Source organism: Sideroxydans lithotrophicus ES-1, assembly GCF_000025705.1.
Lineage (GTDB): Bacteria > Pseudomonadota > Gammaproteobacteria > Burkholderiales > Gallionellaceae > Sideroxyarcus > Sideroxyarcus lithotrophicus.
The window spans coordinates 2,269,720-2,290,437 of sequence record NC_013959.1; the positions used below are offsets into that span (position 1 = coordinate 2,269,720).

The 20,718-nt window shown below is 58.5% G+C and carries 25 protein-coding genes; 11 read left to right on the forward strand and 14 right to left on the reverse strand.

Translation table 11 applies throughout. The features are described 5' to 3' along the window. The first annotated feature begins 95 nt into the window (after window positions 1-95). Together SLIT_RS11160 and SLIT_RS11165 are read left to right on the forward strand one after the other, a co-directional pair. Window positions 96-347, forward strand: a complete 252-nt coding sequence (locus tag SLIT_RS11160; RefSeq protein WP_013030360.1) for a DUF4258 domain-containing protein — start codon at window positions 96-98, stop codon at window positions 345-347. A gap of 9 nt (window positions 348-356) precedes the next feature. Then, window positions 357-554 carry a DUF2283 domain-containing protein gene (locus tag SLIT_RS11165; RefSeq protein WP_013030361.1) on the forward strand — a complete coding sequence of 66 codons (198 nt, stop codon included), beginning with the start codon at window positions 357-359 and terminating at the stop codon, window positions 552-554. A 105-nt stretch (window positions 555-659) separates the two neighbouring features. Here the strand turns inward: SLIT_RS11165 and SLIT_RS11170 are convergent, their stop codons facing one another. Then, entirely contained in the window at window positions 660-1,508 is an 849-nt protein-coding gene (locus SLIT_RS11170; protein ID WP_013030363.1) for an SDR family oxidoreductase, read from the reverse strand. A gap of 96 nt (window positions 1,509-1,604) precedes the next feature. On the opposite strand from SLIT_RS11170, the gene SLIT_RS11175 reads away from it, so the two are divergent. The 4 genes from SLIT_RS11175 to SLIT_RS11190 all read left to right on the forward strand — a co-directional run bounded on the left by SLIT_RS11175 (window position 1,605) and on the right by SLIT_RS11190 (window position 6,832). Continuing rightward, a complete protein-coding gene (locus SLIT_RS11175) occupies window positions 1,605-1,994 on the forward strand; it encodes a winged helix-turn-helix transcriptional regulator (protein WP_013030364.1) in 390 nt (129 codons plus the stop codon). 110 nt (window positions 1,995-2,104) lie between these two features. Continuing rightward, window positions 2,105-2,941 carry a phosphoserine phosphatase SerB gene (serB, locus tag SLIT_RS11180; protein ID WP_013030365.1) on the forward strand — a complete coding sequence of 279 codons (837 nt, stop codon included), beginning with the start codon at window positions 2,105-2,107 and terminating at the stop codon, window positions 2,939-2,941. Window positions 2,942-3,028: 87 nt separating this feature from the next. Further along, window positions 3,029-3,595, forward strand: coding sequence for a hypothetical protein (locus tag SLIT_RS15340; protein ID WP_013030366.1), 567 nt, complete (start codon window positions 3,029-3,031; stop codon window positions 3,593-3,595). A gap of 414 nt (window positions 3,596-4,009) precedes the next feature. Then, on the forward strand, window positions 4,010-6,832 hold the full coding sequence (locus tag SLIT_RS11190) for an adenosylcobalamin-dependent ribonucleoside-diphosphate reductase (RefSeq protein WP_041420863.1): 2,823 nt from the start codon (window positions 4,010-4,012) through the stop codon (window positions 6,830-6,832). A 53-nt stretch (window positions 6,833-6,885) separates the two neighbouring features. Here the strand turns inward: SLIT_RS11190 and SLIT_RS11195 are convergent, their stop codons facing one another. Continuing rightward, a complete protein-coding gene (locus SLIT_RS11195) occupies window positions 6,886-7,782 on the reverse strand; it encodes an AEC family transporter (protein WP_013030368.1) in 897 nt (298 codons plus the stop codon). A 15-nt stretch (window positions 7,783-7,797) separates the two neighbouring features. Further along, a complete protein-coding gene (locus SLIT_RS11200; RefSeq protein ID WP_013030369.1) occupies window positions 7,798-9,150 on the reverse strand; it encodes a DEAD/DEAH box helicase in 1,353 nt (450 codons plus the stop codon). Window positions 9,151-9,268: 118 nt separating this feature from the next. On the opposite strand from SLIT_RS11200, the gene SLIT_RS11205 reads away from it, so the two are divergent. From SLIT_RS11205 to SLIT_RS11220, 4 genes are all read left to right on the forward strand, one after another. Continuing rightward, on the forward strand, window positions 9,269-10,519 hold the full coding sequence (locus SLIT_RS11205; RefSeq protein WP_013030370.1) for a TIGR03862 family flavoprotein: 1,251 nt from the start codon (window positions 9,269-9,271) through the stop codon (window positions 10,517-10,519). Window positions 10,520-10,591: 72 nt separating this feature from the next. Beyond that, a complete protein-coding gene (locus SLIT_RS11210) occupies window positions 10,592-11,107 on the forward strand; it encodes a cytochrome b (protein WP_013030371.1) in 516 nt (171 codons plus the stop codon). Between the two features lie 15 nt (window positions 11,108-11,122). After that, complete coding sequence (locus SLIT_RS11215; protein WP_013030372.1) at window positions 11,123-11,542, forward strand: SirB2 family protein; 420 nt, start codon at window positions 11,123-11,125, stop codon at window positions 11,540-11,542. Window positions 11,543-11,552: 10 nt separating this feature from the next. Continuing rightward, a complete protein-coding gene (locus tag SLIT_RS11220) occupies window positions 11,553-11,777 on the forward strand; it encodes a DUF2798 domain-containing protein (protein WP_013030373.1) in 225 nt (74 codons plus the stop codon). Here the strand turns inward: SLIT_RS11220 and SLIT_RS11225 are convergent, their stop codons facing one another. From SLIT_RS11225 to SLIT_RS11275, 11 genes are all read right to left on the reverse strand, one after another. After that, complete coding sequence (locus tag SLIT_RS11225; protein WP_223293794.1) at window positions 11,778-12,290, reverse strand: disulfide bond formation protein B; 513 nt, start codon at window positions 12,288-12,290, stop codon at window positions 11,778-11,780. Further along, entirely contained in the window at window positions 12,287-12,478 is a 192-nt protein-coding gene (iscX, locus tag SLIT_RS11230) for a Fe-S cluster assembly protein IscX (RefSeq protein ID WP_013030375.1), read from the reverse strand. Before iscX ends, SLIT_RS11225 begins: the two co-directional genes overlap by 4 nt. 193 nt (window positions 12,479-12,671) lie before the next feature. Continuing rightward, on the reverse strand, window positions 12,672-13,016 hold the full coding sequence (fdx, locus tag SLIT_RS11235; protein ID WP_013030376.1) for an ISC system 2Fe-2S type ferredoxin: 345 nt from the start codon (window positions 13,014-13,016) through the stop codon (window positions 12,672-12,674). A 1-nt stretch (window position 13,017) separates the two neighbouring features. Continuing rightward, complete coding sequence (hscA, locus tag SLIT_RS11240; RefSeq protein WP_013030377.1) at window positions 13,018-14,886, reverse strand: Fe-S protein assembly chaperone HscA; 1,869 nt, start codon at window positions 14,884-14,886, stop codon at window positions 13,018-13,020. A gap of 9 nt (window positions 14,887-14,895) precedes the next feature. Then, the gene (hscB, locus tag SLIT_RS11245; protein WP_013030378.1) at window positions 14,896-15,438 is read right to left on the reverse strand and encodes a Fe-S protein assembly co-chaperone HscB; all 543 of its coding nucleotides are present in this window, start codon (window positions 15,436-15,438) and stop codon (window positions 14,896-14,898) included. Further along, on the reverse strand, window positions 15,438-15,761 hold the full coding sequence (gene iscA / locus SLIT_RS11250; RefSeq protein ID WP_013030379.1) for an iron-sulfur cluster assembly protein IscA: 324 nt from the start codon (window positions 15,759-15,761) through the stop codon (window positions 15,438-15,440). Before iscA ends, hscB begins: the two co-directional genes overlap by 1 nt. A gap of 12 nt (window positions 15,762-15,773) precedes the next feature. Continuing rightward, window positions 15,774-16,190, reverse strand: a complete 417-nt coding sequence (gene iscU / locus SLIT_RS11255; RefSeq protein WP_013030380.1) for a Fe-S cluster assembly scaffold IscU — start codon at window positions 16,188-16,190, stop codon at window positions 15,774-15,776. Window positions 16,191-16,200: 10 nt separating this feature from the next. After that, window positions 16,201-17,415, reverse strand: a complete 1,215-nt coding sequence (locus SLIT_RS11260) for an IscS subfamily cysteine desulfurase (protein WP_013030381.1) — start codon at window positions 17,413-17,415, stop codon at window positions 16,201-16,203. Window positions 17,416-17,542: 127 nt separating this feature from the next. Beyond that, window positions 17,543-18,025: a Fe-S cluster assembly transcription factor gene (locus SLIT_RS11265; protein WP_013030382.1), complete on the reverse strand. Its 483-nt coding sequence runs from the start codon at window positions 18,023-18,025 to the stop codon at window positions 17,543-17,545. Between the two features lie 130 nt (window positions 18,026-18,155). Further along, the gene (gene cysE, locus SLIT_RS11270; RefSeq protein WP_013030383.1) at window positions 18,156-18,887 is read right to left on the reverse strand and encodes a serine O-acetyltransferase; all 732 of its coding nucleotides are present in this window, start codon (window positions 18,885-18,887) and stop codon (window positions 18,156-18,158) included. Further along, window positions 18,880-19,644 (reverse strand): RNA methyltransferase, encoded by a 765-nt coding sequence (locus tag SLIT_RS11275; protein WP_013030384.1) that lies wholly within the window; start codon window positions 19,642-19,644, stop codon window positions 18,880-18,882. Before SLIT_RS11275 ends, cysE begins: the two co-directional genes overlap by 8 nt. A 265-nt stretch (window positions 19,645-19,909) precedes the next feature. On the opposite strand from SLIT_RS11275, the gene SLIT_RS11280 reads away from it, so the two are divergent. Further along, window positions 19,910-20,707, forward strand: coding sequence for an inositol monophosphatase family protein (locus tag SLIT_RS11280; protein ID WP_013030385.1), 798 nt, complete (start codon window positions 19,910-19,912; stop codon window positions 20,705-20,707). The last annotated feature ends 11 nt before the right edge of the window (window positions 20,708-20,718 follow it).

Consider the following 20,718-nt stretch of genomic DNA (forward strand, 5'->3'; position numbering starts at 1 on the left):
ATTGCAGCGCCATATATCGAGCTAGTGATAAACGCTATCAGAAATATCCGCTAAAATGGCGCATCATCAGCCTCAACTGAGGAGTGTCGCCTGATATGTTCAGCCAACGCTTTCAACGTCCCGTTGTCGTTTCTGCCCATGCGCGAATACGCATGGAGGAACGAGAAATCAGCGATACGATGCTGCTTGAGGTGATTGATTCGGGCGAAACGCGATACAAGGACACAACCCACTTGTGGGCGTTCAAGGAATTCCCGGCACGGCACGATAATTTGTTGTGCGCCATTCTGGTATTGGAAGATTGCGTGGTCGTTAAAACGGTCATGCACCATTTCACGGTTTTGTAGGAGGTTGCCATGCACACTACTTATTTCGACGAAGACGACATTCTCGTTATCCGACTTTCGGACAAACCGATCGTGCGCGAAGTTTCGCAAAACTGGAATACACACATCAGTTATGCCGAAGACGGTTCCACTGTTGAAGTGGTGCTGCTGGAGGCGCGCGCCAATGGTGCGTATCCGCTGGATGTTCAACACGCACGTGCAGCCTGAATATTTCAGAATAAAACGCGATATACCTCAAATCGCCAGCATTATCCGGTTTGCTCAGTTTATTCATCATTCAATCAGGGGCAGGCTAAGGCCCGCCCCCTCTTCTTACATCGCCACTTTTACTGCTACAGCCAACGGTGTCGTCGGCCTGCCGATGAGCTTGCTCAATTGATGGCTGTCGTCGAATAGCCCACCTTTGGATACGCCCGTGTCCGAATCGGAAAGCAAGTCGGCGACCGGTTCCGGCAACCCCACCTTGATCAGCACATTCTTGTACTCGGCTTCCAGCAGGTTCACGTAGCCGATGTCTTTTCCGGACTGACGCGATATCTCTGCCGCCAGCTCAGCCAGCGTGTAAGCGCTATCGCCTGCCAGTTCATAGACTTTCCCGGATTGTCCATCTGCCGCGATCACAGCAACGTCGGCTTCCGCATAGTCGGCACGCGCGGCCGATGAGATGCGGCCATTGCCGGCGCAGCCATACACGGCGCCATGCGCCAGTGCGCCGGGGATACCTGCGGTGTAGTTCTCCGTGTACCAGCCATGGCGCAGCAATACGAAAGGCACGCCGGAGGCGCGGATATAAGCCTCGGTCTCCCTGTGTTCGGCGGCAAGCCCAAGCGGGGAAGTGTCGGCGCGCAACACGCTGGTATAAGCCAGCAGTTTCACACCTGCCTTTTTGGCTGCATCGATGACGGCTTTGTGCTGTTTCGCACGCTGACCGATCTCGCTGGACGAGATCAGCAGCACTTTGTCCGCGCCTTTCAGCGCTGCGTCCCAGCTTGCGGGCTGGTTGTAATCGGCAAAGCGCACTTGCACGCCCAATGCTGCAAGGTCTTTGGCCTTGTCCACATTGCGCACAGCGGCAACGATGCCCGAAGCCGGGACCTTCTTCAGCAATGCCTTGATAACCAGATGACCCAGTTGTCCGGTGGCTCCAGTGACGACGATCATGATGTTTCCTTTCGTGATTTATAGTTAATGGATTGGTGAGCCGAAGCTTATCCTGTACACTTACTTTATGTAAGTACGTACAAAAAGGTAAGTGTCATGCCACAAGTCAATTCGCGCATCTCGAAGATCGCCCAACGGCGGGGTGAGGTGTTTTCCGCCGCCTGCCCCTCGCGGGAGATACTCAATCACGTCACCAGCCGCTGGGGCGTGCTGGTACTGGTCGCATTGATGGAGGGAACCCACCGCTTCAGCGATCTGCGGCGCAAGATCGACGGGGTGAGCGAGAAGATGCTGGCACAAACCCTGCAGCAACTCGAAAAGGACGGTTTCATCGACCGCGTATCCCTGCCGGTCGTGCCGCCGCATGTCGAGTATTCGCTGACTCCATTGGGGGAGGCGATCGGCCGCCAGGTCGATTCGCTGATCGACTGGATCGAGACCAATCTGCCGAAGATCATGAAGGCGCAACAGGCACGCCAGCAATGAGCGGGCGACCAATGCCCCGAGCGCAACTTCTTGCCGTGTTTGTCTGCCGTTGCATTAAAATGCAGCGCTTTTTTTGACTTTGGCGCGAATGCCCTCGCCGCAACAAAATAATGAACCTGATCCTCCAAGCCACCCACGACATCCCCTCCGCCCAGGTCGAGCATCTTGCCCGGCTTTCCAGCGCGGCACGTATCGAACAGGTCGCGACTCATCTGTATCGACTGACCGAAGCAAAGTTGCACGCCGAGATCGCCGCCTACTGTTTCGAACACCGGATCGATTACGGCTTTGTACCCCGCAACAAACGCCTTTCCGATTTCGGCCTGGTGGTGATGGACATGGATTCGACGCTGATCAGCATCGAGTGCATCGACGAGATCGCCGACATGCAGGGGTTGAAGCCACAGGTGGCAGCGATCACCGAATCTGCGATGCGCGGCGAGATCGAGTTCGCCGAGAGCCTGCGCCGCCGCGTGGCATTGCTGGAAGGGCTGGACGAAGCCGCATTGCAGCGCGTGTATGACGAGCGCCTGCAGCTCAACCCCGGCGCGGAGATCATGCTGGCACAGTTGAAGCAGCATGGCGTCAGAACATTGCTGGTATCGGGCGGTTTCGTGTTCTTCACCGACCGGCTGAAGACGCGCCTCGGCCTCGATTTCACCCATGCCAACACGCTGGAGATCGTGGATGGCAAGCTCACCGGAAAGGTGTCCGGCAAGATCGTCGATGCGCAAGGCAAGGCGGATTGGCTGAACCATGTGCGCGAAGAACTGGGACTGAAGCCCGAGCAAGTCATCGCGATGGGCGACGGCGCGAACGACCTGAAGATGATGGCTCAGGCCGGCGTGAGCATCGCCTATCACGCCAAACCGGTGGTGCGCGAGCAGGCCAGTTATGCGCTGAATTTCGTCGGCCTGGACGGTCTGGTGAATCTGTTGGGTAATTGAAGCGCCCGGCCGCCACGTGCGGCTCAATCCCGTTTCGGTGTGATACAGTGCCTGCGCTCTTTCGCGAGCTAGCCCGGAAGGATATCCATGCAGAACGTCATCTTGAGGTTGGTGGACGTACCTATCGCACGCATGTTCGTGCTGGCCGGCTTCATTTTCATGATGATCGCCGTGCTGGGCAAGATCGAGGGCAAGATCGAACCCGGCAGCTTTGGGCGCATAGGCGCCGCCATCCTGGGAGCCATCCTGATCGCGATCGGCATCTCCATGCAGTCTGACGAATCTCGCGACATATATGCCAAGGTCCCGCAGAGCGTGATCAGCGCCATACCAACCCGGAACGTAGTCGCGATCACCCCTGCCAGCACAGCCTCGAACACCGAATCGAGCCTTATCAAGGTAACCTCTGCGACCTACGGGCGCAACTGCAATGCCAAACCGGGCAATGCCACGGCCCAGGTCGCCAAGGAATGCGATGGACACAACAATTGCGACTTCACCATCGACACGGCAGCACTGGAAGACCCGGCACCGAGCTGCAGCAAGGACTTCGCAGCAGAGTGGAAATGCGGCAATGGCAATGCGATCTATTCCGCTGCGCTGACCAGCCTCACCGGCAAGAATGACAAGCTGCACCTGAACTGCGCCAACTGAACGTAGCTCCACCTGCACATCACCTTAATCCTGATCTTGGTGCAAGCGAAGTACCTGATAAAAATAACTTAAGTCCATATTTGCCATTTTTATAATATGGTTATCAGATCTTTACTGATCCCGCTCCCGGCCAAAATCAGCCCTCAGCTCAATATTCCACTTAAGATTTCACTTGAAATATATCTTTCGAGGTACTACAGTTAGTCGCAAATCAGATGTCCGACCACTAGATATAGTGGTTTTTTGCTTTTCCGGCTGAAGCAAGCTGCGCGATCAAAGGGAGGTACTATAATGTTCGATACCGAAAGTGTTTCGCCTTCAACCTCATCCAGTAGCGACTCCGAACACCAGACGTCAAGTAACCATCATCCGGACCGACACAAGAACAAACCCGCCTTAGAAGGAAACAATGCAATGACGCAAGAGATCAGCACCGAAGTGCTGCTGGAAAAATATGCGGAAGCGGATGAGAAGTCTGTGCAGGACGTACGTCGCCGGGTCGCGCGCGGCCTGGCCCAGGCCGAGACACCGGAACAGCGCGCAAAATGGGAGGAGGCTTTCTTCCTCGCCCAGGAGAACGGTTTCGTACCCGCCGGCCGGATCAACTCCGCCGCCGGGTTGAAGATACAGGCGACACTGATCAACTGTTTCGTGCAGCCGGTAGGCGATGCCATCTCCGGTACCAATGACGGCAAGCCCGGCATCTACGACGCATTGCAGCAAGCCGCCGAAACCATGCGGCGCGGCGGCGGTGTCGGTTATGACTTTTCTTCCATCCGCCCGGAAGGCGCGCATGTGAAAGGCACCAATTCTCGCGCCAGCGGCCCGATCTCCTACATGCGCGTGTTCGACCGCTCCTGCGAGACCGTGGAATCCGCCGGTGCCCGGCGCGGTGCACAGATGGGCGTGCTGCGCTGCGACCATCCCGACATCGAGAAATTCATCAGCGCCAAGGACCAGGGCGACCTGCGCAATTTCAATATCTCGGTCGGGGTTACCGATGCGCTGATGCAGGCGGTGGAGAAGGACGAAGAGTTCGAACTGGTGCATTCTGCTGAACCCTCTACGGCCATCAAGGAAGCCGGTGCAACGCGGCGCGAAGACGGCAAGTGGATCTATCGCAAGGTGCGCGCGACCGACCTGTGGAAACAGATCATCGCCAGCACCTACGACCATGCCGAGCCGGGCGTGCTGTTCATCGACCTGATGAACCGCGACAACAACTTGTCCTATTGCGAGATCATCGAGGCGACCAATCCCTGCGCCGAGCAACCGCTGCCGCCCTACGGCTGCTGCTGCCTCGGCTCCATCGACCTCACGCGCATGGTGAAGAATCCGTTCTCGAAACATGCCGGTTTCGACTACGAGCCTTTCAAGCAACTGGTGCGCGTCGCCGTGCGCATGCTGGACAACGTGCTGGACGTGACCGCATGGCCGCTGCCGGAACAGCAACAGGAAGCGAAGAACAAACGCCGCATCGGTCTGGGCTTCACCGGACTGGGCGATGCGCTGGTGATGATGGGACTGCGTTACGACACCGATGCGGCGCGCGCCTTTGCCAGCGACATCACGCGCATCATGCGCGACGAGGCTTATCTCGCCTCTGTTGACTTGGCCGTCGAGCGCGGCAAGTTTCCGCTGCTGGATGCCGACAAATACCTGTCCGCGCCGCGCTTCGCATCGCGCCTGCCGGACGAGATCAAGGACAAGATACGCAAGCACGGCATCCGCAACAGCCACCTGCTTTCCATCGCGCCCACCGGCACCATCTCGCTGGCCTTTGCCGACAACGCCTCCAACGGCATCGAGCCGGCTTTCTCGTGGTTCTACACGCGCAAGAAGCGCATGATGGACGGCACCACCAAGGATTACCCGGTGGAAGACCACGCCTGGCGCGTGTTCAAACAACAGGGCGGCGACGTGAGTCATTTGCCGCCCTCCTTCGTCACTGCGTTGGAGATCAGCGCCATCGATCACATGAAAATGGTCGCTGCAGTCGCGCCGTACATCGACACCTCGATCAGCAAGACCGTCAACGTTCCCGCCGATTATCCGTATGAGGATTTCAAGGATCTTTACACCGAAGCCTGGAAGGCAGGACTGAAGGGACTGGCGACCTATCGCCCGAACAGCGTGCTGGGCTCGGTGTTGTCGGTGACCACGGAAAAGAAGGAAGACCAGCCGCAGGATTTCGTGTTCGACCAGGACCGCCGCATCGTACTGGAAGCCACGCCCAATCCTGCCCTCGCCTCGTTGCGCTGGCCGGGACGCCCCAAGCTCACCGCCGGCAGCGAGGGCTGGGTATCGCAAGTGGTGAAGCATCCGCTCGGCAGTTTCGTCACCTTCGTGTCGCATACCACCAACGGGCACAACCATCCGTTCGAGGTCTGGGTGAATGGTGCAGAACAACCGCGCGGACTTGGCGCGCTGGCTAAATCGCTATCGATGGACATGCGCACGCGCGACCCGGTATGGGTGCGCATGAAGCTGGAGATGCTGATGAAGACCGCTGGCGACGATGCATTCGACATGCCGATGCCGCCGGACGGCGAAGTGAAGCGTATGCCCAGCCTGGTGGCCGCATTCGCACATCTGCTGAAATACCGCATCGAGCAACTGGGCGCACTGGAAGTCACCGAGGGCGTCACCACGCCGATGATGGATGCACTGTTCGCCAGGAAGGAACCGAAGACCGGCACCGACGGCACCATGAGCTGGACGGTGGACATCTCCAACGCGGGCACCGGTGACGACTTCGTGCTGGGCCTGAAAGAGCTGGTGCTGCCGGACGGGCAGCGCCGCCCCTACTCGATGTGGCTATCCGGAGTGTATCCTCGCGCCCTCGACGGCCTGTGCAAGGTGCTGAGCCTGGACATGCGTGTGATCGACCCGGCATGGATCGGCATGAAGCTGCGCAAGCTGCTCAACTTCGGCGAGCCGCTGGGCGATTTCATGGCCCGCGTGCCGGGCGGCAACAAGATGGAGAGCTACCCTTCGACCGTCTCCTATGTCGCCAAGCTGATCATCCACCGCTACGCCATGCTCGGTATCCTCGACGAACACGGCTACCCAGTGCAACAGATGGGCGTGCTGGAGATCCCGGAAGGTCATATCAAGCCCACCGGCATCAAGACCATCGTCGGCAAACAGTGCAAGGAATGCGGCAACGCCACGCTGATCAAGAAGGACGGCTGCGAGTTCTGCACCAGTTGCGGCGCGATCGGCGCGTGCGGCTAGTGCTGTAACGATCGGTTGCGGCATCTGTGAGCAAGGATCAGCGCCGCCCTTGCTCACAAACCCATCAGCAACAACCAGAACGGTAGCGTCAGCGCGGCAAGCAAGGTGCTCAGCATCACTTGCGCCGCGATGGTATTGCCGTCCCCGCCCATGCGCTTGGCCAGCACATAAGACACGGTGGACACCGGCAATGCCGCCATCAGCACGGCGATATGGAAATACACGCCGCTCAAACCGAATGCCACAGCCAGTCCCCAGGCAATGGCCGGCAGCACCAGCAGTTTGACCGTCACTCCATACCACAGCGTCCCCCGCTCCTTGTGCAGTCCTTGCATGTGCAGCCCGGCGCCGACGGCGATCAGCCCCATCGGCAACGAAGCTTGTGACAGCAGCCCCAGCGTCGCGTTGATTGTCGTCGGCAACGCAAGCCCGGCAAGACTGAAGGCGATGCCGCCGGCCGTGGCCATGATCAGCGGATTCAGCAAAATCTCCTTGAGCCAGTGGCTCTCGCTGTGGCGCGCCAGCATCAGCACTGCAGCGACGTTGGCCACCGGCACCATGAAGCCCATCAGCAAGCCGATGGCAGCAAGCCCGTATTGTCCGTGCAAACCGCCGGCGATGGCCAAGCCGACATAACTGTTGAAACGGAAAGATGCCTGGAAGGTAGCGGCATATACCTTGGGCGGAGCGCGGAAGAAATATTTAGCGATGTAGCCCAGCGCGATACCGGCAAGCATGTACAACATGGCCACGACCAGCATCGGCATCGCCGCACCCACATCGATCTTGAAATGAGAGAGCGAGTTGAACAGCAGTGCCGGGAAGAACACGTAGTAGATCAGCCGATCCAGCTGCGGCCAGAAGTCTTCGCGCAAGCCGAACCAATGGCGCATGGCTACGCCAAGCAGGATCAGCAGGAAGATCGGAATGATGGTTTGCGCGACGAACATGCCGTGCAAACAGGATCAGTTGGTGCGGCGCACGAACAGCGCGGGGATTTGCGCTTTGGGTTTGTTCACTACCGGCTCAGGCTTCTTGACCGGCGCTTCCGCACTGATGTTCGGCACATAAGGTTTGTCGAACCAGGGATCGTGACTTGGTTTCTTCGGTGCGGGAGCGTGGTATTCGCGGTTGCGTTCACGAGGTTCGGCGCGATGCGGCCGGGCGTCGGGTGCGGGCATATCCACCCGTTCTTTCTGGATCTCCTTCTTGATCAGCTTCTCGATCTCCAGCAGATATTTCTCTTCTTCCGGCGACACCAGCGAGATCGCCGTACCCGAAGCCCCGGCCCGGCCGGTGCGACCGATGCGGTGCACATAATCCTCCGCGGCATGCGGTATCTCGTAGTTGATGACCATCGGCAGGCTGTCGATGTCCAGTCCACGCGCTGCCACATCGGTGGCGATCAGCACGGCGACCCTGCCCTGCTTGAACGCATCCAGCGCCTGCATACGTTCCAGCTGGCTCTTGTCGCCGTGGATGGCATCGGCCGAAACACCTTCGCGCTGCAGCTGTTTGGCCAGCCGGCTGGCGGTCAATTTGGTCTTTGTGAACACGATGACCTGTTTCGCGTCGTCGCCGCGCAGCAGTTGTGCCAGCAGCTGATGCTTGCCGGACTGTTCGACCAGGTAGACCTTCTGCGTGATGTTCTCGGCCGACGCGTTGCTGCGCGCGACCTCGATCAGCGTCGGGTAGTTCATGAAATCCTCGGAGAGTTTCTTGATCTCGTTCGAGAATGTCGCGGAGAACATCAGGCTTTGCCGCTGCCTGGGCAACAAGGCCAGAATGCGTTTCAGCGCCGGCATGAAGCCCATGTCCAGCATGCGGTCGGCCTCGTCCAGCACCAACATCTGCACCTGGTTCAACAGCACCGTTTTCTGTTCGATATGGTCCAGCAAGCGGCCCGGCGTCGCCACCAGTATCTCCACGCCGGTCTTCAGGTGCGGAGTCTGCGTCTTGATATCCACACCACCGTACACCACCAGCGAACGCAGGTTCGTGTGTTTGGCATAAGCCTTGACGCTCTCTTCCACCTGCACCGCCAGTTCCCGCGTCGGCACCAGAATCAGCGCCCGCACCGGATGCTTTGCCGGCGAAGTGCTGGCGCTGGCATGCGGCAACAGCTTTTGCAGCATGGGCAAGGCAAAGGCCGCGGTCTTGCCCGTACCGGTCTGCGCACCCGCCATCAGGTCGTGCCCCTCCAGCGCCAGCGGGATGGCTTGCGCCTGGATCGGGGTGGGGGTGACGTAACCGGCTTCGGTGAGTGCCTTGAGGATTGGCGGGGCCAGCTTCAGATCGACAAAACTAACTGTGTTCAATTATCTTCTCTTCGTAGTATTCAGGCTTGAGTGCACACATTATACGCTCCTCCACCAATACCGGCCGGAACTGCCGTTAAGCCCTATAATCGCCCGCCTCGACAAGACCTTACCGCACATGCCCGCAAGCACCCAATCTTCTTACCCTGTCGTTGCCATCATCGGCGGCGGCCCCGCCGGACTGATGGCTGCAGAAGTGCTCGCAGAAAACGGCGTGTGTGTGGAGGTATATGACGCGATGCCCAGTGTGGGGCGGAAATTCCTGATGGCAGGCAAGGGTGGCATGAACATCACCCATGCCGAGCCGTTTGAAGATTTTCTTGCACGCTACGGTTCCCGGCATGATCGCATCGAGCCGCTGCTGCGCGGTTTTCCGCCCGAGGTTTTGCGTGCATGGATACATGGCCTCGGCATCGAGACGTTCGTCGGAACTTCAGGCCGCGTCTTCCCCACCGACATGAAGGCTGCGCCGCTGCTGCGTGCCTGGCTGCATCGCCTGCGCGAGAACGGAGTGCATTTCCATGTGCGCCATCGCTGGCTCGGATTCGGCGAGAATGGGGCTTTGCGCTTCGCCACACCCGAAGGCGAACGCACCATGATCGCAAGCGCGACAGTGCTGGCATTGGGCGGCGGCAGCTGGCCGCAACTCGGCTCGGATGGCGCGTGGGTGTCGCTGCTGGCACAGTGCGGTATCGACATCGCACCGTTGCGCCCTGCCAACTGCGGTTTCGATGTGCGCTGGAGCGATCACTTCCGCGAGCATTTTGCCGGCGAACCGCTGAAATCCATTGCAGCCACATTGGGCACCGTTCGCAAACAGGGTGAATGCGTCATCACCGAACACGGCATCGAAGGCGGGGTGGTCTATGCTTTCTCAGCCGCCTTGCGCGACGAGATCGAGCGCAACGGCAGCGCGACACTCTATCTCGACCTGTTGCCGGACTGGACTGCGCAACGCGTGCAAAAGGAAGTTTCGCATCCGCGTGGTTCGCGCTCGCTTTCCACCCATCTGCAAAGCCGCCTGGGTTTGAAAGGTGCCAAGGCCAATCTGCTGCGCGAAGTGCTGAATACGGAACAAATGCACGACAGTACGGTACTGGCGCACGCCATCAAGTCCTTGCCACTTCGACTCCTGGCAGCGCGCCCATTAAGCGAGGCGATCAGCTCGGCAGGCGGCATCACATTTGAAGCATTGAATGACGATCTGATGCTGCAAGATTTGCCGGGCATGTTCTGCGCAGGCGAGATGCTGGATTGGGAAGCGCCGACCGGCGGTTACCTGCTCACCGCCTGCCTTGCCAGTGGCCGTACCGCAGGAGCCGGTGCGTTGAACTGGTTGCAGCACACCAGGGACTTGCATGACTCGTGACCGTCATGCAATTTGGCAAGCCGTACCCATGCGCTACAATGCGGAAAATTCATTTACCGAAAGGACAAGATCATGAAGCAGTACAGCAAACGCACCGCAGTTCTCCACTGGCTGATCTTCCTGCTGGTCATCGCGGCGTTCTTCCTCGGGCACGAACTGGATGAAAGCAAGAACACAGCACAAAAGTTTCCCATGTTTCTGGTGCATTTCCTGATTGGCGACACCATCCTGCTGCTGACCGTGTTGCGTATCTATTTCAGGAAAAAAGACGGCGAACCTGCTCCGGCCAACGCCAATCCCTTACTGAACAAGCTCGCCGCAGCCACGCACGGACTGCTGAATCTTTCCGTCATCGGCGTGACCATTGCCGGCGGCGTTACCGCCCTGACCTCAGGCGTGCTCGATGCATTGAAGAAAGGCGACCCGAATCTCATTCCGGATTTCGACAAGGTCAAATCCTTTGAATTCCATCAATTGTTCATCGCATTGATGCTGTTACTGGTTGCGTTCCATATTGCGGCAGCGCTTTATCACCAGTTCATCGTCAAGGACAGCCTGCTGCGACGCATCATGATCAAGCGCTTCTAAGACCACGTTGACCGCATGTTGGCGGATCGATATCTGCCCCATTTCATCCTGGATATGCCCTTACTCAAACTTGTCCACATCGGCTGTGTGATCCTCAGCTATTCGCTGTTCTTCCTGAGAGGGGTGTGGATGCTTCGCGACTCTTCATCGCTGCAGCAGCATTGGGTGAAAGTCGCGCCGCATATCGTGGACACCGCACTGATCCTTAGTGCGATCACACTGGCCTGGCAACTCGGCATCTCGCCGCTTGCAGCGCCATGGCTTGCAGCCAAGATCGTTGCATTACTGCTATATATCGCCGTCGGTATGATGGCATTGAAGCTGGGCAAGACAAAACGGGTCCGACTCATCTCTTGGCTGATGGCGCAACTGCTGTTCTTTTACATGGTGAGCGTGGCCGTGACTCATGACCCGCTGCCTTGGCAAATTCTATAAGAGGCCAATAATGAAGATACCGGCGAGATACAGCCATGTGCTTTTCGGAGGCATGCTCTCCGTCATCATGGTCACCATCATCTCGGGCACGGTGGTGCTGATCAACCAGGGTTACGACCAGGAATTCTTCAGGCGCTGGCTACGGGGATTCATCACGGCATGGCCTGTCGCCTTCCCTTCCGTACTGGTGGTCGCACCGTTCGTGCGGCGCGTCGTATCCAGGATCACTGAGTGATCAGCGTTTCTTCCAGCCGACGAACAGCGCAAACACGCCCAGCAGGATGTACCAGATCAAAGACCACTCCGGAATGCCGAGTGTCAGGAACGTCCACCCCTTGGCGGCGCATTCGCCGGAGCCGTGCATCAGCTCCTGCAACACATCGGACATCGGGAAATGCTTCAGCATGAAATCGAGTCCGGGACCGCAGGCAGGAATCTGATCCTTGGGCAGATGCTGTATCCAGATATGGCGTCCGGCGACGGCTATGCCACCTGCAGCGAAGAGGGCGATCAGGGCCGAGTAGATCCGGCTACCGACCCTGCCGGCATTGAACAAGGCGGCGATGAAGAACAGCACGCCGATGACGATGAAGATCACCCGCTGTATCATGCACAGCGGACAGGGTTCCTGACGCAATACGTATTGCAGATACAGTGCCGAGCAGAACAAGGCCCCCACCACCAGCGCACCGGCGAGGTACAGCCAGCGTTTTGACATGCTATCCCAATATTTCAGCATGCCACTCATGCCTCATCCATCCATGCAGTCTGAATAGCCTCCAGCACCTTCTCGCCGCCGCGGCTGTGGTCGTCATCGAAACCATCAAGATCGACCACGTAATTGTGCAGATCGACGAAGCGCACCTTGCTCGGGTCGATGTCGGGATATTTTTCGGCCAATGCGATCGCGATATCGCGGACGTCTATCCATTTCATATGAGAGCCCCAGTAAATTGTAGCGAGCAGTTCGAAAGCAAGGCGCACGGAGCGCAGAAACCGGAATGTACAGCTAGTACATGAGGATTTCGAGCACCGCGCAGACAATTCCGCATCTGGCTTGCCAGATAGCGGATTGCGTACCGTTGGTGCAACGCAGTTTTCAAATTGCGCAGTAAATTTATGGGGACTCTCATTTTGAGTGACCTTCCTTCGCCATGTTGATGGTGTACTTGGGTATCTCGACCACCAGATCCTGTTTGCCGACGATGGTCTGACAGCTCAGGCGCGAGTTGGATTCCAGCCCCCACGCCTTGTCCAGCAGATCCTCTTCCTGCTCAGTCGCTTCCTCCAGGCTGTCAAACCCTTCGCGCACGATGACGTGGCAAGTCGTGCAGGCGCAGGATTTTTCGCAGGCATGCTCGATCTCGATGTCGTGCTCCAGCAGCGCATCGCAGATGGAAATACCGGGCTCGACCTCGAACAGTGCACCTTTCGGGCACAACTCCACATGCGGCAAAACGATGATCTGAGTCATGTCACCTCTCCAAGTCGGCCAGTCTATGTCCGGTCAGCGCATGTTTCACACTTTGATCCATGCGGCGCTGGGCGAACTCGGTCGTCGCCATGTTCAACGCCTCGACGGCCCGTTTGATCGCCTGATGGTCACTGCCGCCGAGTACCACCCTCAAGGCATCCATGCTGCGGCGGATGCGCACCTGCGCTTCAGCATCCAGCAACGCATCGCCATCCTGCTGCAGCGCATTATCCACCGCCTCGAGCAATTGCGCTGCCTCGGTCTGCTGCTCGCGCAAAGCTCGTGCCTTCATGTCATCGTGTGCGTGGCGGGTGGAATCCTGCAGCATGCGGGCGATCTCCTCATCGCTCAGACCGTAGGAGGGTTTGACCGTGATGTTCGCTTCGGTGCCGCTGGCCATCTCGCGCGCCGAAACGCTGAGCAGGCCATCGGCATCCACCTGGAAAGTAACGCGGATGCGCGCAGAGCCGGCCACCATCGGCGGAATGCCGCGCAGCTCGAATTTCGCCAGCGAGCGGCAATCGCTCACCAATTCGCGTTCGCCCTGCACCACGTGGATGCTCATGGCGGTCTGTCCATCCTTGTAGGTCGTGAATTCCTGCGCACGCGCATTGGGTATCGTGCTGTTGCGCGGAATGATCTTCTCGACCAACCCGCCCATGGTCTCGATGCCCAGGCTCAGCGGAATCACATCCAGCAGCAGCCAGTCGTCCCCGCCGCGATTGCCAGCCAGCACATTGGCCTGGATCGCGGCCCCCAGGGCAACGACCTTGTCCGGGTCGAGATTGTTCAGCGGAACCTGTTTGAAGAACTCCCCTACCGCGTGCTGCACTTGCGGCATGCGGGTCGAGCCGCCAACCATCACGACGCCCTTGATGTCTTCCACTTTCAGCCTGGCATCGCGCAAGGCGCGGCGCGTAGCCTGCAAGGTGCGCGCCACCAGGTTCTGCGTCATTTCGTAAAAGTCATCGCGTTTGAGCGTCAGATCGACCAGCTCGCCCTGGCCCATCACCGCGGTGATCTGTGTCTGCGGCAGTTCGGTAAGCTGCTCCTTGGCACCGCGCGCATGCGTCAGCAGCAAGCGCGTGTCATGCGCACTCAGGGCGGACATGCCGGCCTTCTCCAGCATCCAGCAATAGATGCGATGGTCGAAATCGTCGCCGCCCAGGGCCGAATCGCCGTTGGTGGACAGCACTTCGAACACCCCCTTGGAAAGCCTCAGGATCGATATGTCGAAGGTGCCGCCGCCGAGGTCGAACACTGCATACACGCCTTCGGCAGCGTTATCCAGCCCATAGGCGATGGCAGCGGCAGTGGGCTCGTTGAGGAGCCTCAGCACGTTGAGCCCCGCCAGTCTGGCTGCATCCTTGGTGGCCTGGCGCTGGGCATCGTCGAAGTAGGCTGGCACAGTGATCACCGCGCCGACCAACTCCCCACCCAGCGATAGCTCGGCCCGCTCGCGCAACACCTTGAGTATCTCGGCCGAAACTTCTACGGGACTCTTGATGCCGGCAACGGTGCGCAATTGCAGCATGCCGGGCGCGTCGACGAAGCGATACGGCAGGTTGCCGACTTCGCCCACGTCCTTGAGGCTGCGCCCCATGAAGCGCTTGACCGAAACGATGGTGTTTTGCGGATCTTCGCTCTGCACGGCCTGGGCTTCCTGGCCGACTTGGACACTGCCATCCGGCGCATAACGCACCACCGAAGGCAGCAACGCACAGCCGTGAATGTCATTCAGCACCGTGCTGATGCCGTTGCGCACGGTCGCCACAAGTGAATTGGTCGTACCGAGGTCGATGCCGACCGCCAGCCGATGCTGATGGGGAGCGGCGCTGAGGCCGGGTTCTGCGATTTGCAACAGTGCCATTATTGTTGTTTAAGAATCTAATTCGTCGAACGCGGAACCGATCTCTTCCGCCAGTTTCTCTAGAAATCTGAGCTTGCGAACTATACCGGAAGCTGCGGTGTAATCGCGAGTCTCGTCCATATCGATAGCGAGTTGCTGTTGCAGATTCCGCACCTCATGCTGCATGCGCTGTTCCAGCTCTTCCAGTGCCGAATTGTCTTTCGCCTGCCTTGCTGCTTCCAGCGCTTCGCGCCATTCCATCTGCTGCATCAGGAAATCGGTCGGCATCGCCGTGTTGCTCTCCTCCTGCGTGTCCACGCCATGCAGCGACAACAAATAGCGCGCGCGGCTCTGCGGATTGCGGAGAGTCTGGTATCCCTCGTTGACACGGGTCGCCCATTGCATGGAAAGGCGGCGCTCCGCCTCGGAAAGATGAGCAAATTTATCGGGGTGGACTTGCGCCTGCAGCTCAAGGAAGCTTCTCTCCAGCGCGGCACTGTCGATCTTGAATAATGAAGGTAAGTTGAAGAGCTGGAAGTGATCCTGCTGGAAATCCAACGTCAGAATATTCATCAAACCTTGAAGCTTTCCCCGCAGCCGCACTGATCCTTCACGTTCGGATTGTTGAACTTGAACCCCTCGTTCAACCCCTCGCGCGTGTAATCGAGTTCCATGCCGTCGATATAGGGCAGGCTGTGCTGGTCGACCAGCACGGTCACACCGTTGCTGACGAACTGCAGGTCTTCGCTATCGACCGCATCGGCGAACTCCAGCTTGTAGGCCATGCCGGAACAACCGCTGGTGCGCACGCCGAGACGCAGACCGACGCCCTTGCCGCGTTTGGCCAGGAAATTCTGCACATGTTTCGCCGCATTTTCAGTCAACGAGATGGTCATGCTGAGCTCCAGTCATTTATTGCCGTTACAGGCTGCTGTCTCCAGCGTTGCGCCATTCTTTGCCTTGTAATCCGCCACTGCCGCCTTGATCGCATCTTCCGCCAGGATCGAACAGTGTATCTTCACCGGCGGCAATGCCAGCTCTTCGGCGATGTGGGTGTTCTTGATCGCCAGCGCCTGATCGACTGTCTTGCCTTTGACCCACTCGGTGACGAGCGAGCTGGATGCGATAGCCGACCCGCAACCGTAAGTCTTGAATTTGGCATCTTCGATGAGACCGTCCTTGCCGACCTTGATCTGCAGCTTCATCACATCGCCGCATGCCGGCGCACCGACCATGCCGGTGCCGACATATGCGTCGTCCTTATCCAGGGAACCGACGTTGCGCGGATGTTCGTAGTGATCCAGTACTTTTTCGCTGTAAGCCATTATGTCCTCCTTAATGTGCAGCCCACTGCACAGTATTCATATCTATGCCATCCTTGTACATATCCCATAAGGGGGATAAGTCACGAAGTTTGGCAATCTTTTCCTGCAGCAGTTTCACTGTGTAATCAACCTCTTCCACCGTGGTGAAACGTCCGACCGTGAAACGGATCGAGCTGTGCGCCAATTCATCGTTGCGCCCCAGAGCACGCAGCACGTAGGAAGGCTCCAGGCTGGCCGAGGTACAGGCGGAGCCGCTGGAAACCGCGACATCCTTGACCGCCATGATGAGCGACTCACCCTCGACGAAGTTGAAGCTCACATTCAGATTGTGCGGCACGCGGTGTTCCATATCGCCATTGAGGTAGACCTCTTCCATGCCGGACAACCCCTTCCACAAGCGGTCGCGCAACATGCGGATGCGCTCGTTCTCGCTTGCCATCTCTTCTTTGGCGATGCGGAACGCCTCGCCCATGCCGACGATCTGGTGCGTCGGCAATGTGCCGGAACGGAAACCGCGCTCATGTCCGCCGCCATGCATCTGCGCTTCCAGACGCACACGCGGTTTGCGCCGCACATACAGAGCACCGATGCCTTTCGGGCCGTAGGTCTTGTGCGCCGAGAACGACATCAGGTCGATTTTGAGCTTTTGCAGATCGATACCCACCTTGCCGGTCCCCTGCGCCGCATCGACGTGGAACAGGATGCCGCGCTCGCGGCATATCTCGCCGATGGTGGCAACATCCTGGATCACTCCGATCTCGTTGTTCACCAGCATCACCGACACCAGCGTGGTATCCGGACGCAGCGAAGCCTTGAACTTGTCCAGGTCGAGCAAACCATTCGGCTCGGGATCCAGATAAGTGGCAGCGAATCCCTGCCGTTCCAGTTCGCGCACGGTATCCAGCACGGCCTTGTGCTCGGTCTGCACGGTGACGATATGCTTGCCCTTGTCCGCGTAAAAATGCGCCGCGCCCTTCAGGGCAAGATTGTTCGATTCGGTCGCACCCGAGGTCCACACGATCTCTTTCGGATCGGCATTGACCAAAGCAGCAACCTGCTCGCGCGCACGCTCCACCGCTTCATCCGCCGCCCAGCCGAAAGAATGCGAACGAGAGGCGGGATTACCGAATTTCTCGGTGAGATACGGGATCATCGCCTCGGCCACGCGCGGATCGACCGGTGTGGTTGCGGAATAATCCATATAGATCGGCAAATGCAGCTTCATTACATTCCTCCTGTAACCAATGAGTTGACCCGGCATCTTTGCCGGTCAAGCCAGCTGCCTATAACCAACGACTCGCCCGGCGTGTTTTGCCGGGACAGTCAGAAGGCAGTAGTCAATCAGTTTTATATCAAGCAGGCACTCGTGCAGCAGTGTCGGCCTTCGTCGCCATCGTGATGGGAGCGATCTCGGAAACGCCAGCCTTGCTCTGAATCTGACCGTCGACCAGTTGCTGAAGATTGATCTTGCTCAGATATTCGTGGATCGCCTCATTCAGGCCAAACCACAGATCATGGGTCAGACAAGGTTTGCCGTCTGCACAATTGCCTCGCGTCCCGCATTGCGTTGCGTCCAGCGCCTCATCCACGGCAGTGATGATATCTACCATCGATATCTTGTTCGCAGGGCGCGCCAGACAATAGCCGCCACCCGGACCGCGCACGCTGGCCACCACATTGTTGCGGCGCAACTTGCCGAACAACTGCTCCAGATAAGACAGCGAGATCTTCTGCCGCTCGCTGATTCCTGCCAGCGTCACGGGGCCCTTGCCGCCGCGCATCGCCAGATCCACCATTGCCGTTACTGCAAACCGCCCTTTCGTCGTGAGTCGCATAACATTCCCCTTCTTCAAATTAAACCAGATGCGGCGAACTGCCGCCCGTTACCCATTCGCATTTTGAGGGCGTTATCCCTCTAACTTCTGAGGGCATCATAGAATACCTGATTCTTTTAATCAACTTCTTTTAATCGACTATCTTATTTAGATGGTTCGGATCGAATTTATCGGCGGTGGCACGCTCTTCTTCCACGCGCACGCCCATCTTTTCCAGCTGCTGCAGAATGAAGTCGATGCGCTGATCGACAGTGACGCTATGCCCGATCAAACCGTGCAGGGTCTTGGCGACCGGATCGTTCTGGTCGTTGCCGATGGCATAGGCCTTGAAGCCATGGTCGGCCTTCTTCTCCTCATCCAGGATGCGCGCGGGGATACCGGCAGCCGTCGCGCCCGCGGGCACGTCCTTCACCACCACGGCATTGGAACCGATCTTGGCGCCATCGCCGATATGGATCGGGCCGAGCACCTTGGCGCCGGCGCCGATCACCACGCCGTTGCCCAGTGTCGGATGGCGCTTGCCCTCTTTCCACGAAGTACCGCCCAGCGTCACGCCGTGATACATGGTCACATCGTCGCCGATCTCGGCAGTCTCGCCGATCACCACGCCCATGCCATGGTCGATGAAGAAGCGCCGCCCGATGGTCGCCCCGGGATGTATCTCGATGCCGGTGAACCAGCGCGCGAAGTGCGAGATGAAACGCGCCAGCCATTTCAGGCCGACGTGCCACAGCGTGTTGGACATGCGATGGAAGATGCGCGCATGCAGCCCCGGATAGCAGGTCAGCACCTCGAAAGTATTGCGCGCCGCCGGATCGCGGTCGAATACGCTGGCGATGTCTTCGCGAATATTTTTAAACATCTTTGTGCTCTTCCAGATAGCGTTTTCTCAGACGGGCATTGTACTCGGTTGCCACGGTCAGCATGCCGCGCAGGATATTGATCTCCTCATCCTCCAGCCGGGTACGCGAGTACAGGCGACGCAGACGCTGCATCAACCGCGCCGGATTCTGCGTGGTGAAGAAACCGATCTCGAACAGCGTCTTTTCGAGATGTGCATACAAACCTTCGACACGTTCATGCGTGGCAGGTTCGATCTGCGGGATGGCCGGGGTAAAGCTCTGTGCCGCCACGTTCAGCTCATAGGCCATCACTTGCACCGCCGCCGCGATATTGAGCGAAGAGAAATCGGGGTTCGCCGGAATGTTCACGCCCAGCTGCGCCTTGCCCATCTCTTCGTTGGTCAGGCCGGACATCTCGGTGCCGAACAACAGGGCCACCGGATTGCTGGCAGCATGCTGCAACACTTCCGGCATCGCCTCGCGCGGCGCCTTCACCTCAATGGAGATGTCGCGCAGGCGCGCCGTCATCGCCACGGTGAACACCACGCCTTGCAGCGCCTCGTCGATGGAACTGCACACCACCGCACTCTGCAGGACATCGTCCGCACCGGCAGCCATCGCCGTCGCCTGTGCATCGGGGAAATAACGCGGATTGATCAAGTACAGATGCTGCAACCCCATGGTCTTCATCGCCCGCGCAGCCGCGCCGATGTTGCCAGGATGGGTGGTGTGGCTGAGCACCACACGGACATTCTCTAAAGGATTAGGTTTATTCAAAACGCAATACCAACTAAAATACGGGCTGGTTAAATCAATCGGAACTTCGGGCAACCGTCGCGAGCGGCTTGAGTGCAAGGCGCGTGGAGCGCAGAACACGAGACATATCTGACAGATAGGCGAGTGTTTCGAGCACCGCGCAACGCAGCGAGCGGATGGGTGGCGATGTAACCGCCGGGCACCCACCGGCCTGCCCCTTGCGGGTAAATCAAGTCGCGCAGCAGGTTAACCAAAGTTCCGTGCTCATTAAAAAGGTCGTACATATATGCACCCCATGCTCAACATCGCGGTGAAGGCCGCCATTCGCGCAGGCAAACTGATCTACCGTGCCGCCGACAACCTCGATCACCTCACCGTGACCAAGAAATCCCACGCGGATTACGTCAGCGAAGTCGACCGCGCCGCCGAGCGCATCATCATCGAAGCCTTGAAGGAAGCCTATCCCAGCCACGCGATTCTAGCAGAAGAGAGCGGCGCCCAAGGCGAGTCGGAATACGTGTGGATCATCGATCCGCTCGATGGCACCACCAATTTTCTGCATGGCGTGCCGCAGTATGCAGTCTCCATCGGCCTGCAGCACAACGGCATAATGACCCAGGCCGTGGTGTACGACCCGACCAAGAACGACCTGTTCACCGCCACCCGCGGTCGCGGCGCTTTCCTCAACGACAAACGTCTGCGCGTCAGCAAACGCAAAGAGATGGCGGACGCCCTGATCGGCACCGGTTTCCCGTATAGCAGCTTCGAACACATGGATGCCTATATGGGCATCGTCCGCGATGTCATGCAAAAAAGTTCGGGCATACGACGCCCCGGCGCCGCCTCGCTGGATCTCGCGTGGACAGCCGCCGGCCGTTACGATGGCTTCTTCGAGACTGGACTGAAACCCTGGGACATGGCTGCCGGATGCCTGCTCATCACCGAAGCGGGCGGCATGGTCAGCGACCTGCATGGATCGGACACATACCTCAAGAGCGGCCATATCTGTGCTGGCAACCCCGACATCCATCAGCACCTGCTGCATATCATCTCGCCGTATCTGACACCCGGCCTGAAAGGCTAACGCAGACGAGC

Coding starts and splice junctions, on each gene's coding strand:
- SLIT_RS11195 (WP_013030368.1), bottom strand. CDS start 7,782: ATGTTCGTCGCGCAAACCATCATTCCGATCTTCCTGCTGATCCTGCTT.
- iscX (WP_013030375.1), bottom strand. CDS start 12,478: ATGAAATGGATAGACGTCCGCGATATCGCGATCGCATTGGCCGAAAAA.
- SLIT_RS11220 (WP_013030373.1), top strand. CDS start 11,553: ATGAAGATACCGGCGAGATACAGCCATGTGCTTTTCGGAGGCATGCTC.
- SLIT_RS11160 (WP_013030360.1), top strand. CDS start 96: ATGTTCAGCCAACGCTTTCAACGTCCCGTTGTCGTTTCTGCCCATGCG.
- hscA (WP_013030377.1), bottom strand. CDS start 14,886: ATGGCACTGTTGCAAATCGCAGAACCCGGCCTCAGCGCCGCTCCCCAT.
- cysE (WP_013030383.1), bottom strand. CDS start 18,887: ATGTTTAAAAATATTCGCGAAGACATCGCCAGCGTATTCGACCGCGAT.
- SLIT_RS11190 (WP_041420863.1), top strand. CDS start 4,010: ATGACGCAAGAGATCAGCACCGAAGTGCTGCTGGAAAAATATGCGGAA.
- SLIT_RS11165 (WP_013030361.1), top strand. CDS start 357: ATGCACACTACTTATTTCGACGAAGACGACATTCTCGTTATCCGACTT.
- SLIT_RS11205 (WP_013030370.1), top strand. CDS start 9,269: ATGCCCGCAAGCACCCAATCTTCTTACCCTGTCGTTGCCATCATCGGC.
- fdx (WP_013030376.1), bottom strand. CDS start 13,016: ATGACTCAGATCATCGTTTTGCCGCATGTGGAGTTGTGCCCGAAAGGT.
- SLIT_RS11260 (WP_013030381.1), bottom strand. CDS start 17,415: ATGAAGCTGCATTTGCCGATCTATATGGATTATTCCGCAACCACACCG.
- iscA (WP_013030379.1), bottom strand. CDS start 15,761: ATGACCATCTCGTTGACTGAAAATGCGGCGAAACATGTGCAGAATTTC.
- SLIT_RS15340 (WP_013030366.1), top strand. CDS start 3,029: ATGCAGAACGTCATCTTGAGGTTGGTGGACGTACCTATCGCACGCATG.
- iscU (WP_013030380.1), bottom strand. CDS start 16,190: ATGGCTTACAGCGAAAAAGTACTGGATCACTACGAACATCCGCGCAAC.
- SLIT_RS11170 (WP_013030363.1), bottom strand. CDS start 1,508: ATGATCGTCGTCACTGGAGCCACCGGACAACTGGGTCATCTGGTTATC.
- SLIT_RS11210 (WP_013030371.1), top strand. CDS start 10,592: ATGAAGCAGTACAGCAAACGCACCGCAGTTCTCCACTGGCTGATCTTC.
- SLIT_RS11265 (WP_013030382.1), bottom strand. CDS start 18,025: ATGCGACTCACGACGAAAGGGCGGTTTGCAGTAACGGCAATGGTGGAT.
- serB (WP_013030365.1), top strand. CDS start 2,105: ATGAACCTGATCCTCCAAGCCACCCACGACATCCCCTCCGCCCAGGTC.
- SLIT_RS11215 (WP_013030372.1), top strand. CDS start 11,123: ATGTTGGCGGATCGATATCTGCCCCATTTCATCCTGGATATGCCCTTA.
- SLIT_RS11175 (WP_013030364.1), top strand. CDS start 1,605: ATGCCACAAGTCAATTCGCGCATCTCGAAGATCGCCCAACGGCGGGGT.
- SLIT_RS11225 (WP_223293794.1), bottom strand. CDS start 12,290: ATGAGTGGCATGCTGAAATATTGGGATAGCATGTCAAAACGCTGGCTG.
- SLIT_RS11280 (WP_013030385.1), top strand. CDS start 19,910: ATGCACCCCATGCTCAACATCGCGGTGAAGGCCGCCATTCGCGCAGGC.
- hscB (WP_013030378.1), bottom strand. CDS start 15,438: ATGAATATTCTGACGTTGGATTTCCAGCAGGATCACTTCCAGCTCTTC.